At 72.2% G+C, this 12688-nt stretch carries 15 protein-coding genes and 1 pseudogene; 7 read left to right on the top strand and 9 right to left on the bottom strand.

All coding sequences use genetic code 11. The features are described from left to right. Positions 1 to 60 precede the first annotated feature (60 nt). Positions 61 to 567: a DUF1003 domain-containing protein gene (locus N8I86_RS01885; protein WP_079192553.1), complete on the top strand. Its 507-nt coding sequence runs from the start codon at positions 61 to 63 to the stop codon at positions 565 to 567. Between the two features lie 128 nt (positions 568 to 695). Here the strand turns inward: N8I86_RS01885 and N8I86_RS01890 are convergent, their stop codons facing one another. Both N8I86_RS01890 and N8I86_RS01895 read right to left on the bottom strand, forming a co-directional pair. Then, positions 696 to 890, bottom strand: coding sequence for a hypothetical protein (locus tag N8I86_RS01890; protein ID WP_263276889.1), 195 nt, complete (start codon positions 888 to 890; stop codon positions 696 to 698). A gap of 77 nt (positions 891 to 967) precedes the next feature. After that, positions 968 to 2137 (bottom strand): YbfB/YjiJ family MFS transporter, encoded by a 1170-nt coding sequence (locus N8I86_RS01895; RefSeq protein WP_263280039.1) that lies wholly within the window; start codon positions 2135 to 2137, stop codon positions 968 to 970. Positions 2138 to 2475: 338 nt separating this feature from the next. On the opposite strand from N8I86_RS01895, the gene N8I86_RS01900 reads away from it, so the two are divergent. Beyond that, on the top strand, positions 2476 to 3399 hold the full coding sequence (locus N8I86_RS01900; protein WP_317633582.1) for a LysR family transcriptional regulator: 924 nt from the start codon (positions 2476 to 2478) through the stop codon (positions 3397 to 3399). Here the strand turns inward: N8I86_RS01900 and N8I86_RS39200 are convergent. Then, positions 3396 to 3634, bottom strand: a pseudogene (locus N8I86_RS39200) (hypothetical protein); the annotation flags it as partial. The gene N8I86_RS01900 and the pseudogene N8I86_RS39200 overlap by 4 nt on opposite strands. 244 nt (positions 3635 to 3878) lie before the next feature. On the opposite strand from N8I86_RS39200, the gene N8I86_RS01905 reads away from it, so the two are divergent. Further along, positions 3879 to 4253: an SgcJ/EcaC family oxidoreductase gene (locus N8I86_RS01905; RefSeq protein ID WP_123439252.1), complete on the top strand. Its 375-nt coding sequence runs from the start codon at positions 3879 to 3881 to the stop codon at positions 4251 to 4253. Here the strand turns inward: N8I86_RS01905 and N8I86_RS01910 are convergent. Together N8I86_RS01910 and N8I86_RS01915 are read right to left on the bottom strand one after the other, a co-directional pair. Then, entirely contained in the window at positions 4222 to 4635 is a 414-nt protein-coding gene (locus tag N8I86_RS01910) for a thiol-disulfide oxidoreductase DCC family protein (RefSeq protein ID WP_263276890.1), read from the bottom strand. The two genes, N8I86_RS01905 and N8I86_RS01910, sit on opposite strands and share 32 nt — an antisense overlap. Before the next feature lie 108 nt (positions 4636 to 4743). Beyond that, entirely contained in the window at positions 4744 to 6210 is a 1467-nt protein-coding gene (locus N8I86_RS01915; RefSeq protein WP_263276891.1) for an alpha/beta hydrolase, read from the bottom strand. A 153-nt stretch (positions 6211 to 6363) separates the two neighbouring features. On the opposite strand from N8I86_RS01915, the gene N8I86_RS01920 reads away from it, so the two are divergent. Both N8I86_RS01920 and N8I86_RS01925 read left to right on the top strand, forming a co-directional pair. Next, a complete protein-coding gene (locus N8I86_RS01920) occupies positions 6364 to 7335 on the top strand; it encodes a MerR family transcriptional regulator (RefSeq protein WP_263276892.1) in 972 nt (323 codons plus the stop codon). Between the two features lie 22 nt (positions 7336 to 7357). Then, positions 7358 to 8398: a helix-turn-helix domain-containing protein gene (locus tag N8I86_RS01925; RefSeq protein WP_263276893.1), complete on the top strand. Its 1041-nt coding sequence runs from the start codon at positions 7358 to 7360 to the stop codon at positions 8396 to 8398. 10 nt (positions 8399 to 8408) lie between these two features. Here N8I86_RS01925 and N8I86_RS01930 read toward each other — a convergent pair whose 3' ends face one another. Together N8I86_RS01930 and N8I86_RS01935 are read right to left on the bottom strand one after the other, a co-directional pair. Then, positions 8409 to 8612 (bottom strand): hypothetical protein, encoded by a 204-nt coding sequence (locus N8I86_RS01930; RefSeq protein ID WP_263276894.1) that lies wholly within the window; start codon positions 8610 to 8612, stop codon positions 8409 to 8411. Between the two features lie 211 nt (positions 8613 to 8823). Next, on the bottom strand, positions 8824 to 9147 hold the full coding sequence (locus N8I86_RS01935) for a hypothetical protein (protein ID WP_073896127.1): 324 nt from the start codon (positions 9145 to 9147) through the stop codon (positions 8824 to 8826). Between the two features lie 163 nt (positions 9148 to 9310). Here N8I86_RS01935 and N8I86_RS01940 point away from each other — a divergent pair, with 163 nt between their 5' ends. Beyond that, a complete protein-coding gene (locus N8I86_RS01940) occupies positions 9311 to 9559 on the top strand; it encodes a hypothetical protein (RefSeq protein WP_263276895.1) in 249 nt (82 codons plus the stop codon). 11 nt (positions 9560 to 9570) lie between these two features. On the opposite strand, the gene N8I86_RS01945 is transcribed toward N8I86_RS01940, so the two are convergent. Next, positions 9571 to 10248, bottom strand: coding sequence for a macro domain-containing protein (locus N8I86_RS01945; RefSeq protein WP_263276896.1), 678 nt, complete (start codon positions 10246 to 10248; stop codon positions 9571 to 9573). A 199-nt stretch (positions 10249 to 10447) separates the two neighbouring features. On the opposite strand from N8I86_RS01945, the gene N8I86_RS01950 reads away from it, so the two are divergent. Continuing rightward, a complete protein-coding gene (locus N8I86_RS01950) occupies positions 10448 to 12064 on the top strand; it encodes an ADP-ribosyltransferase domain-containing protein (RefSeq protein ID WP_263276897.1) in 1617 nt (538 codons plus the stop codon). A gap of 176 nt (positions 12065 to 12240) precedes the next feature. Here the strand turns inward: N8I86_RS01950 and N8I86_RS01955 are convergent, their stop codons facing one another. Further along, the gene (locus N8I86_RS01955) at positions 12241 to 12519 is read right to left on the bottom strand and encodes a glutaredoxin domain-containing protein (protein ID WP_317633643.1); all 279 of its coding nucleotides are present in this window, start codon (positions 12517 to 12519) and stop codon (positions 12241 to 12243) included. Positions 12520 to 12688: the final 169 nt, after the last annotated feature.

Below are 12688 nucleotides of genomic sequence, written 5' to 3' on the forward strand. Positions count from 1 at the left end.
TTCGAACCCGCACGCCCGTACGCTGTCGGCCGGTGGCGTCGACGACAGCCGGGAGTGGGCATGGACGATGCGGCGAGCGGCCCCGGTGGACAGGGCCGTCCGGGCGGTCCGGGCAGCCTGGCTCTGCGGCTGCGGCGAGAGCAGGACGTGCTCGCGCGGATGCGCGGGACCGAGGACCGGATCGCGGACGCGATCACCGCCTTCGCCGGCACCATGCACTTCGTCTACATCCACGCGGCGTGGTTCACGATCTGGATCGTGTGCAACGAAGGCGTGTTCGGTCAGGAGATCGTCTGGGACCCCTTCCCCTTCGGGCTGCTCACCATGATCGTCAGCCTGGAGGCGATCTTCCTGTCCACCTTCGTGATGGTGAGCCAGAACCGCCAGGCCGCCCGCGAGAACGTCCGCGCCGACCTCGACTTCGAGACCAACGTGCGCTCGGAGGTCTGGTCGATCCACATGGGCCGCGCCCTGGGCGTCGACCCGACGGAGGTCGAGCGCAAGGTGCAGGACGTCCTCGCGGAGAACCGCGCCCGGATGCTCGGTTCCGGCCGCTCCTCCACATAACCGGCGACCGGCGGCGAGGTCTTCTGCTGTCGTTCCCATGGCGTGGACGCTCCGTCCGGGTGCGATGCGGGCGTCAGGGAATGCGGCGGATCACCGATCCGGACGCCTGGCTGACGGACTGGTCACGCCTACAGCCCCAGATCCAGCGCGAGACACGAGAAGTGATTCCACGACCCTTCCGGGTTGTAGGAGGCGATCCCCGAAGCGTTCGGCTCGGCCACCTTCTCCTCGACCATTTCGTGGAACTGGATACGGTCCGGCAGCCTGCCGAAGCGTGCGTGCCGGGCTGCCGCTGCCGCGTCCAACGAGGACTCGGTTTCCATGGTGGCTCCCTCTCCGTCGTGGCGACCGGCCCACAGGACCCGGTCGCCATCAGACTGCGCCCCCGGCGCGTCACCTGTCAAGGCGGTGACGCATGACAGGACTCGTGGACGGAGCGCTGTCCGGGCGCGGCTGCGCGGGGCACCACGCCAGGGCTCGGGAACCCGATGCGCAGCAGACCCGCTGCCGCGGCGGCGGCCAGGACGACGACGGCGGCCAGGATCAGGGCCCGGTGGTAGCCGTGGTGGATCAGCGGCGCGACGACGAGGGGGCCGAGTATCTGCCCGACGGAATACCCGGCCGTCAGCAGCGCGATGGGGCGCGGGAACCGCAGGTGTGCGCCTGCGGCGAGTGCGAGGGTGCTGACCCCGATGAACGTCGCGCCGAACAGGACCGCCGAGATCAGCGCGGCCGTCGCCCCGCCGATCAGGGCGGGCAAGGCGATACCGACCGCCTGGACGACGAGTGCGGCGAGCAGCAGGTCGGGGTGGGACCAGCGGCGCCCCAACCCCGCCCACATCGCCGAGGACGGTACGGCCGCCAGGCCGACCAGCACCCAGGCCGCGTTGCCGACCGGACCGGGTGAACTCTGCTCGATCGCGGCGACGAGGAAGGTGCCCGCGACGATGTACCCGACGCCTTCCAGGGTGTACGAGGCGAACAGGGTGGTGAACCAGCGGCGCGTGCGCGTGGTCGACCGTTCCGCTGCCGGCCCGCCGACTCCCGGTGCCGTCGTACCGGCTTCCGGTGCCGTCGCCGGGCGCAGGTGCCACGCTCCCGCGGTGAACAGGGCGGCCAGTGCGGCCGAGGCCCACCAGGCGAACCGCCAGTCGGCTACGGAGTGCAGCCCGAGGACGAGGAGGCCGGAGAGCGCTATGCCGGTACCCACTCCGCCGAAGGCCCACCCGGACAGGTGGGCGGGGTGTCCGCGGAGGTTGCCGTGGAGGGAGGCGGCCGCGATGACGAAGACCAGGGCGCTGGCCGCTCCCGCCAGCAGGCGCAGAGCGATCCACAGGCGCACGTCGTGCGTGGCGGGCATCGCGGTCAGGGTCCCGGTCAGCACGACCAGGGCGGCGCGCAGGAGAGCCGGTGAGCGGACCAGCGCGGGAGCGAGGATGCCCGCGAGCGCGCCGGCCAGATAGCCGACGTAGTTGGCGGTGGCCAGGTTCGCGCCGGTACTCGCCGACAGCCCCGCCTGCGCGTGCATCAGAGGGAGGATCGGGGTGAAGACGAAGCGGCCGATGCCCATCGCCGCCGCCAGTGCGGCAGCGGTCCGGGCGACGTGGACCCGGGGCGAGGGAGGGGAGCCTCCCGTTCGGGCCCGGGCGGCGCGCAGGTGTCGTACGGGCATGGCGAATTCCTCGTGGGCGGGTCCGCGGGGGCCGGAAATTCCTCGTGGACGGGTCCGCGGGGGCTGGAACCCGTCGTACGGGACGTAACGGCCGGACACCGTGCGCACCGCCGCGAGGTGGCCGGGTGCGCCCGTACACCGTCGGGCTCCGGCTCCCAGCGTGCTCCCGCCGGCCTCGCCCAGGCCACGACCGGATTCCTCGCTGCTGGTAGGGAGAACCTCCTACCGGACGTAGCATGGCCGGTGTGGAGCTGCGCCAACTGCGGTACTTCGTGGCGGTGGCCGAGGAGCTGAACTTCGGCCGGGCGGCCGAGCGTCTCCTGATCGCCGGCCCGTCCCTGTCCCAGCAGATCAAGGCACTCGAACGCGACCTCGGCGTACGGCTCTTCGACCGGGACCGCCGCTCGGTCTCGCTCACGGCGGCCGGTACCGCCCTGCTTCCGCAGACGCGCGCCCTGCTGGCACAGGCCGACGACCTCCAGCAGCATGCCCGCCGGCTGTCCGGCTCCGAGCCACTGCGCCTCGGCTACGTCAACTGGCTCCCCGCGGATTTGAGCGCCCGCACCTCCGCGGTGGCCCAGGTCCACCTGGACGCCTGGGTCGCGCCGTCGCACACCCAGGCCGCGCGGGTGGCCGACGGCAGCCTGGACCTCGCCGTGTGCTGGGTGCGGACGGAAGACCTCGTGAAGCACGGCCTGGACGCCCGGCTCATCGGCGCCGACCGGTTGTACGCCGTCGCCGCCGGTGACGACACCGGTGAGGTGGCGGTCCGGGACACCGTCGTCCTCCTCGACGACGACACCACCTCCTGGTTCTCCTGGAACGCCTACGCCGAGCAGTTGGCGCGGGACACCGGGGCGCGCGCGATGCGCATCTCCGACAACGGCATCACCGGCCCGGCCTTCTTCGACCACGTCCGGCGCAGCCGGCTGCCGGTCGTCAACTGCCCGAAGGGGCAGACCACGCCGGTGCCGCCCGACCTGGTCCGGCGCACCGTCGTGGCCCCGGAGGTCTGGTGGACCTGGTCCCTGGTGTGGCGTCGGAGCGACGTCCGTGGCGCGGTCCGCGCCGTCGTGGAGGCCCTGTGCGACGGCGTCGGCGACCTCGGCATCCACGGCCCGGCCGCATGGCTGCCCCTCGACGACCCGTACCGGGCCTAGGCTGTGTCGTCAAATGTCAAGGCGCACCTCAGGAGTGATGCGAGGGCGACGGCTGCTCCGTAGGACTCGGCAGTCCTGTCGTAGCGGGTGGCGATCCCACGCCACTGCTTCAACCGGTTGAAGCACCGTTCCCCGACGTCGCGGTGCTTATATGTCTCGCGGTCGAAGGCCGGCGGGCGGCCCCTCGGCTGCCGCGCCGGGCCCGGTTACGGACCCGGTCGGCCCGCTCGGGAATCCCACTCGCCATCGAAGAGTTCATGGCGACCAATCAGACCACCATGACCTATCAAGCAAGATCATTTGAAGACATCGCCTAGCGGAACACCGTGCGCGTCCGTCGGGGCCCACGTGTCCGTCGATGCTGGCGCGCGGCGCATCCGGCTAATTAGCCGACCGGTCGGCTATGATGAAGGAGCGGGCGCGCCGGTCCGCTGGAGAGCACCCGGCCGCAGCTGGTTCCGACCGACAGGAGCACGACGATGGACAGCAGCACGACGGACACGGAGGCGATCCTGCGCGGGGTCCTCGACCGGTGGAAGGCAGCCGTCGACGGGCATGAACCGGAGCGGGTCGCGTCGCTGTTCACCGAGGACGCGATCTTCCAAGGACTGCACCCCTACAGCGTGGGACGCAGAGGCGTGGCCGACTACTACGCCTCACAGCCCCTGGGACTGACCGCCGACTACCGCATGGTCGAGACCAGGCGGCTCGCGGACGACCTCGCCCTGGGCTACCTGAGCGTGGACTTCTCCTTCACCGACCGGCCCACGCTCACCGTCAACCTGGCCGTGCTGGTCAAGCGCGCGGAAGACGGCTGGTACATCACGCACTACCAGGTTTCGCACCTCGGCTAGACCCGGACGCGCGGGGGGTGAGCGCGCAGGCCGCGGTGCCGCCGGGCAGTCGGTGGCGGTTGGCGGCGATGAGGCGGTAGACGCCGTGCGCGATCCAGCGCATCGGCGGCAGACGGAGCAGCGCGCCGACGACCACCCATCCACCACCGGCACTCGACAGAAGACCGGCGACCGCCTGGGCGCCTCCGTGGACCCTTCCGTCCGGGGTCACCCACAGCGCTTCGTACTCGGCCCGCCCACGGGTGATCCCCAGGGCCTCCAGGGGAGCGCCCTGCTGGGCCGTGATCTCGCAGCGAGGCTTGATCCACTTCCGGGCGAAGGCGACCGAGGCCGTACAGAAGCCGCAGTCGCCGTCGTACACCAGCACTGGTTGCGTCCGCATACCCTCCATGGTGCCGTGGGCGACGCGCTCCCTCGCCATCGGGTGGGGTGGCGCCCGCGGGGTCACGGCAACGTGGCGGTCACGGGCCTGGCCTGGAACGCCGGCGTTTCAGGTGTCCAGCAGGCGCGTGACGGCGGTCATCGCCCGTTCCACCGCGGCCCGTGACTCCTCGGAGTGGTCGAGCAGTTCGAAGCCGTGCCGGCCGTGCGGCACGTCGAGGACCTCCACGGTCGCCCCGCACTCGGTGGCGGCGTCCAGGAACTGCCCGACCGTCGCGGCGAAGGAGGGGTGTTCACGTCCTGCCCGGGTGAGAACCGTGTTCAACCGTCCGGCGCCGCGTAGGGCGGCCACGGGACGGAAGCGGGCGTCCACCGTCTCCCAGCCGGGCGGTGGGGCGAGGACGGGGTAGGTCAGGGCCAGGCAGCGCAGCCAGGGCGGGGGTGCCGCGAGCCAGTCCGCCGCGAGGAGACCGCCGGCGGAGAAGAACCAGAGCGCGATCCGGTCCGGGTCCACTCGGGGGTCGGCACGTAGCCGGTCGACGGCCTCCGCGACGTCCTCCGCCGCCTTCGCGTAGTCGGTGAGAGCGTGCAGGCGGTGATCGAGGGTCGCGCCGACGACACCTCGGCTTGCCGCGTAACGTCCGTAACCGAGGAAGAAGGGCGTGTCCCGCGGGGTGGGCCGGTGGGTGGGGTCCACCGGGCCGCCGTGGACGAAGAGGACGGCTGGCCGGGGACGATCGGCCCGCGGGAGATGGAGGTCGAGGCGGCCGACGCGCTCCCGGGGCGCCTCGGGCGGATCGAGGAGGAAGGTTTCGCGGTGGCCGGCCGGATCGTCGTCCGGTGCGGCGATACGGTGGCCCTCCCCCGCCGCCGCCTTGATCAGCACCTCGGCGAGCTCGTCCGGCCGGGACAGCATCGGCCAGTGCCCGGTGGGGAGTTCGAAGTAGCTCACCCGGGGACCGGCGAGTTCCCTGAACTGAGGGGGACCGGAGCGTACGAGCATCTCCACCGTGTCGATGCCCGGTCCGTCGGCGGTGCAGAGGACCGCCGTGGCGGGCAGCCGCTGGGCGGCGCCGGTGAGCCGGAGCGGCTCGGTGAAGGTGGCGGCGGGCTGCGGTACCGCGAGCCGGTCGAGCCGACCGAGTGCCTCGGCGGACAGGCCGGCGGTGCTGCCCCAGCGCTCCCACGCGCGGCCCTGCGGCGGCCGCACCGGGGCGTCGTCGTGTGCCAACCGGGTGCGTACGGTCTCGTCACGAACGAGTTGGCGCGCGGTGTCGCCGTCCCGGGGCAGGCCGGCGGCGACGTGGACGACCCGGGCGATCCGCTCCGGGCGCCGGTCGGCGGCGCCGAGGACGGGGTGGATGCCGTAGTCGTGTCCGACGAGCACGACCCGGGGGGCTTCGATCCGGTCGACGATCCTCGACAACTCCGCGATGTGGGTGGCCAGTCCGGCGTCGGGTGCGCCGTCGAGCGTCACCGGCCACACCCGCTCCCCCGCCTCCCGCAGCCGTCCGGCCACCTCCTCCCACATCCAGCCACCGGTGAAGGGGCCACCCACCAGTACGAACTCCGTCATGCCGCCTCCTCGTCAGCAGTACCGCGCGGCTCCGCGGTCGTCGGCAGGCTAGGAACTCCTCCAGGGGGAGCTTCAAGAGCCGGTGGGCGAGGGCGTCGAATCGCCTCGCTAGGCTGGGTGTTCGGGCCGTCGAGACTCCGAGGGGGACGTGTCGTGCAGTCGGACGGGCTGTGGAGCATCGGGGAGCTCGCCGAGCGCGCCAGGGTGACCGTCAAGACCGTGCGCTTCTACTCGGACCGGGGGTTGCTGCCGGAGGCGGGCCGCAGCGGTGGCGGGCACCGGCGGTACGGGCCCGAGGCGCTCGAACGGCTCCGGGTCATACGGTCGTTGCGCAGCCTCGATCTCGCCGTGCCGGAGGTCGAGCGGGCGCTGGACCGGGACGGGGCTCTGGAGCAGGTGCTCGGGGAACGGCTGCGGGGTGTCGAGCGGGAACTGGCCGCGCTGCGGTGGCGGGAGGCCGCGCTGCGGCTCCTCGCGGACTCCAGCGGCGACGAGCGCGAAGAACGGCTGCTGTTGCTGGGGGCGTTGACCCTTCCTCCCGACATGGACGCCGTGATCCGGTTCTGGCGCCGGGTGCTGCCGGTCCGGTTGCCCGCGCGCCTGGTGTCCGGGGTGCTCGACGCGGTGGTGCCGGCCCCGCCGCAGGCGCCGGTCCCCGAGCAGGTCCTCGCCCTCGGCCGCCTGCACGCGCTGGTCTCGGATCCCCGCCTGGACCGTGTGCCGTCATTGCGGCCGCGGCCACCGCTGGCCGGGGAGACCTACCGGCCCACCGTGCTGTACGAAGCGCTGGACGAGGCGTACGGCCTGGCGGGGGCCCAGGTGCGCGGTGGGCGTCCACCCGAGGGGGGAGGCGCGCTCGACTGCTTCGTCGCCGCCTACGCGGCGGCGCTCGGCACCCGTGACAGCCCGGACTTCCGGCGGCGGCTCGCGGAGCTGCTCGCGCGCGAGGACGGCCCCGTGATGGCCCGCTACTGGAAGCTGGCCGCGCCCCTGCTGCCGGCGGACGAGCCGGGGCTCGGTCTGCTGCACCACCGGCTCTTCCTGGCGCTGCGTGCCGACAGCGCCGTGGACTCGGCGCCGCATCGGGCCCAGCCGGTGCGTTCCTCCCTCTCACCTCCCTTGTGACGCAGTGTGGTTGACTGCCCAGGTGTTGCCTGAAACCGTCTTCACCACCCGTGACCTGCCGGCGAGCGACCGCTTCGAGGCGTGGACTGAGCAACTGGGGCGCACGCACGCGCCGATGCACCTGAGCAGCGAGCGTGCCGCCGACTACCGGGGGCACCAGCGCGTGATCGGCCTGGGCGAGGTGACGGTGTGGCCGGCGACCTTCGACCACCTGGTGTTCCACCGGACACCGAGGCTCGTGCGCCAGTCCGACCCCGAGGTGTTCCACCTGTCCCTGTTGCGGCACGGCGACGCCGCGGCGAGCTGGGGCCGGCAGCAAGTCGGCTACGGGGTCTCCGACTTCCACGTGAACTGCTCGTCCCGGTCGTACGAGATCTCCACCGGGTCCCAGCCGGTCACCATCATCGGGGTGGAGATCCCGCGTACCGCGGTGGGCGTTCCGGTCCGCCGGGCCGACGACGTGGTCGGGCGCCGGATTTCCGGCCGTACGGGCATGGGCGCGCTGCTCGCCGGACTGCTGGTGCAGTTGACCTCGGACACCTCCTCCTACCGGGCGGCCGACGCCGAGCGGCTGGGAACGGTCGTCGGCGACCTGGTCACCGCCGTCTTCGCCCACGCCCTGGAGGCGGAGCCCCGACTGCCGCCCGAGACGCACGCCCGCACCCTGATGCTGCGCATCAAGTCCTTCGTCCGACAGCACCTGGTCGATGCGCACCTGACGCCCGTGAAGATCGCCGAGGCCCACCACATCTCGCGCAGCTACCTCTACCGCCTCTTCCAGGAGGAGGGGCTGACCGTCGCCTCGTACGTACGCGGACAGCGGCTGGCCGGTGCCCTGAGGGATCTCACCGACCCCGCTGCGCGCACGGTCCCCATCCACGTCATCGCGGCCCGCTGGGGTTTCCCGCGTCCCGGTGACTTCACCCGCGCCTTCCGCTCCGTGCACGGCGGCACTCCGAGCGAGGTGCGGGAACGGGCGCTGTGCCGTCCTGATATGGACGGTGCGCACACGGCCGTGGACGCTGCGCGAAGGACAACTCCCGGGTCCCACGGGGATCATTGATCCCGGTCGCTCACCAGGCCCAGAGCCGATGGCGCGCCAGGGCCACGGGGGTGCCCTGCCGCGCCCTCGGCGCGAGGCGCCCGCCGTCGGCGGCGTCGATGTCCGCGAGGACCGACGCCGCCGGGGCGACCGTGCCGACATGCCGACGGCCGCCGGAGTGCGTGCGCGCGCGTCGAGTCCCCGAGGAGCAGGGCTCCGGGACGGCGGCCGGCACGGGCAGACGACCCTCCTCGTGACAGTGACCCGCAAGGGTCGCACCCCCGGCCGCCCCCAGAACGATTCCGCGCGCTCCGCCGAAGGCCGCGTGAGGCGTCCGACGAGGCGGTGCGCGAAGGACCGTGGTGAGGGTCCCGCGCAACCGCCACCGCCGTGGACAGGACAACGTGCGAAGACCGTGCGCGGCGGCCGGGACAGGCGACGGAGCGTCAATCCGCCGTGTCCGCGTCGAGTCGGGCGAGCCCCTCCTGCCATCGCCGGCGGCGCTCCTCCTCGGACTGTTCCCACCACGGTGCGCCCCGCTCCCCGAGGGCGATCTTCGCGCACCGCACCCGCGCGCGGGCCGACCGCTCGGCCTCCGGATCGCCCGCCCCGGTGGCGGTCCGCACCGCGCGGCGGGCCGCCATCAGGTGACGCCGCAGACGGGCGGCGCTCTCCTCCGGGAGGGACGGATCCGTTGCCCGCCATCTCCGGCCGTCGACCACGACGAAGTGTCCGTCGGGAGTCCGCTCGGGGGGCTGCCGCGCGTTCATGGGAACGATTCTGCGCGCTGCCGCCGGCCTCTCGCGAGCGGTGACCGCCCGGCCGGAACATGACGGCCGGGATCGGGCGGGCTGAACTCGCGCGACGGGGGTACCGGCAGGGCGACGCGTGACGCGGCTGCTTCGAGGGGTGACGATGGGTTCGGCGAATCAAATGCGACAGCTCAGGGCCGTGTACGCCGGTGGTGTGGTCGCCTGGACCTTCTGCCTGCTCCTGAGTCTGGTCGGCGACGACGGGACGGAACGGCAGACGGTGTTCCTGCTGGGCCTGCTCGCCATCTTCCTCGTGCTGCTGCTGTGGTCGACCTGGTGCCTCTGGGAGACCGGGGCCCCCCGCCCCCGGGACCGGGCCCCCAGGACGGTGGCCGAGGAGGTGGCCGCGGCACCGGGCGAGCACGTCTGACACCGGTGCCGTCAGCGGTGGCTGCCGGCCCGGCGGTGCGGTTCTATGCGGACGGGCTTGTCCACGGGCGCGTTCTCGATGTCGTCGAGCTGCGCTTCGATCGTGGCGCGCAGGTCGTCGTAGTCCGCGAAGGTGTGGTCGTGGAACAGGGTGTAGCCCGTCCACATCAGGTTGGCGCACACCCGCGCCGGCACCCGGCCGGTCCGGGCGCCCATGCCCACGAGTGCCACCGACCGTATGCTGCCGGGCGCCTTCTTGTTCTGCCGGTGGATGGCCTGGAAGGCCGCCGCGCAGGCCAGGGCCACGTTGAGGGTCTCGCTCACGTTCTGCGAGGACGTCTCCATCGTCGGCGTGGAGATCAGGAAGCGCGGCCTGACCGCTCCGGAGGGGACGCACACCGCGCTGCCGACCGGGAGCGTGCCCGCGAACTCGTCGCGTATCGCCTTCTGCACCCGCAGCTGGATTCCCGCGCCCAGGTACCGCTTGACGATCGCGTCGACCCCGCCGTCCATCCGGCCACGGGAGTTGGTGGGGCTGACCCAGGCGTCGACGTCCTCGTCGAGGAGCGAGCCGTTGCGGATCTCGATCTGCGGCTCGTCGGCGAACGCCGCTCGCCATGACTCCACCACCGCGGTGTTGATGTCGGTCAGAACCACCCTGAGCGGCGACTGCACGCGGTCTTCGGTCACGGTTCACTCCTGTCGGGAGACGATCACTCAACTGATCGGAAAGCTACCGCGCGCCACTGACAGCGCCGTCGCCGAGCGGCCGTGGCCGACGCGTCCGCAGGGCGCTGTCAGTGGGCACCCCTATGCTCGTGATCACTTCGTCAACCAGGCCGTCCACCTGCGCAGTTCGGCTGTTTCGACCATTCGGAGTGCCTCCACCATGAGCGATGACCGCACCCCTGCCCTGCCCGATCCCGGCGACCCGCTGGCCCTCGCGGAACTGTTCCGGGGCGGTGGCGAACCGTGGCTGCCGCTGCTGAAGCCGGTCATCGAGGCGCAGCCCGACGCGGCCGCGTTCATCGGCCCCGGCCGCGGCCCTGAGGTCGTGCCGGTGCGCGAGCTGACGTTCCAGGCGCTCAAGCCGAACGCGCCGGACAAGTGGAAGGTCGTGGTCTTCGGTCAGAACCCGTATCCGCGGCCGGAGAGCGCGACCGGCATCGCGATGTTCGACAACGCCTTCCACGACTGGCGGGACAGCCAGTTCGGCAGGGTCGTGAGCATCCGCTGCATCATCAAGGCGGCGGCGATGTGGAAGTACGGCATCCCCAAGAAGACCCCGATAGCCGATGTCCGGGCGCTGCTGAAGAAGCAGGACACCGTGCAGCCGCCGGAGTGGTTCCAGGCGATGCTCACCCAGGGCGTGCTCCTGCTGAACGCCGCTCTGACGGCCGGCAGCGACGGGGCGCTCGGCACCGACCGGCACACCCGGTTCTGGCGGCCGGTGGTCGAGCGGATCGTCGAGGAGATCCTCAGGGCGAAGCAGAGCGCCGACGGCGAGGACCGCGGTGTCGTCTTCGCCTGGTGGGGCGCGCACGCCCGCAGCCTGAAGAAGGTCGTCCTCAAGCTGCAGGAGAAGTACCCCGACGTCGAGGTCCGGCACATCGACCACGCCAACCCCGCCGCTCAAGGTGACATCTTCTGCGACGGCGACCACTTCCGAATGGTCAACGAGGCCCTGGCGTCGGTGGGTGCCGACGAGATCGACTGGCTGCCGAGCACCGGTTGGAACGCGCCTGCCGGGGAGGCCGAAGGGCAGGGCGACGGCGTCGCCGACCGCATGGGCGCGTTCATCGCGTCCACCATGGAGCTGCATCAGCTCTATCTGGACCGGCTCGCAGGCGTCAAGGACGAGGGCCTGGTCCTCCCCGCGATCACGGGCGTGTTCGACACGCCGCTCATGAATTTCGGTGATGCCGTCGCCCCGGTCGCCGCCCTGCTCTCCGGGCTGGGCGGGCATGTCGACCGCTCCCACGAGTTCGGCAAGCGGCGGGCCGACCACGTGGGCGGCGGACTGTCCGCCGACGCGATCGCCGCCCTGTACCTGTACACCTGCGAGTCGGCCTTCTACCGGGAGATCAACGCGATACTGCGCTCCCCCGACCGCGCCCGTCTCGTGCCTTATCTGCCGTACCTGCGGCTGCTGTTCTCCGCGGTGTCGCAACTGCCCGTCCGCACGTCGCCGTTGTGGCGCGGGGTGTCGCTGGACCTGCGGGCCCAGTACCCTCTCGGGCGGACCGTGACCTGGTGGGGTGTGTCCTCGTGCACGTCCGAGCCGGCGGTGGCCAGGTCCTTCCTCGGCAGCCGCGGCAAGCGGACGCTGTTCGAGGTGTCCCCGGCCCGGGCCGTCGGCATCCGGGACTTCTCCGCCTTCACCGGTGAGGAGGAGTTCCTCCTGCTGCCCGGGACGCAGCTGAAGGTGACCGACGTCAAGACGGAGCGCGGCGGCCTGTGCACCGTGAGGCTGACCGAGCTGGAGGAGCAGTCGCAGGTGTCGTGAGGCCCTGGGGCCGGCCGCTGCTCCGGCTGCGGGCGGATCACCCGTTCGGCTCCGAATGCGCGCGCCGCCGCAGGGCACTCGGGGCCCGTCACATGGTGAAGAGCCGGGTGGCGCGGTGCCGTGGCCGACCCCCGAGACTCGGCTGCGGCACCGCAGTGCTCACGTCCGCTCGTTCGTCACGTGGGCGGGAACACCTGGGTCCGCACCCAGTGGGGGTCGGGGTTGACGTAAGGCCGCCCCTGCACCATGACGGTGGGGACGGTCTCGGCGCCGTCGTTGACGGCCCGCAGGGCGGCCGCCACGGCCGGGTCCCGCCAGATGTGGACCCAGTGCAGACGGCGGGCGCCGCGGCCCAGGCGGAAACGCAGGCGCAGGCAGTACGTGCAGCACGCCCGCCGGTACAGGACCGGCCGTCCGTCGACGGCACCGCGGGCTTGTGCCTCCGCCGCGCCGATCTACCGGGGGGAACACCAGCGGGGAGGTGATCCCCGCGAACAGGACGAAGAACAGCGGCTGTGCAGCGGCGGCGCGGGGCGCGTCTCACCACCAGGGTGGCCGCGAGGAGTGAGCCAGACGCGAGGTCGCGACCGCCGGACGGTCCGCGACGGCGTCGTTCCGCCCGGC

Origin of the sequence: Streptomyces albidicamelliae, assembly GCF_025642175.1 — a bacterium.
GTDB classification, from domain to species: Bacteria; Actinomycetota; Actinomycetes; order Streptomycetales; family Streptomycetaceae; genus Streptomyces; species Streptomyces albidocamelliae.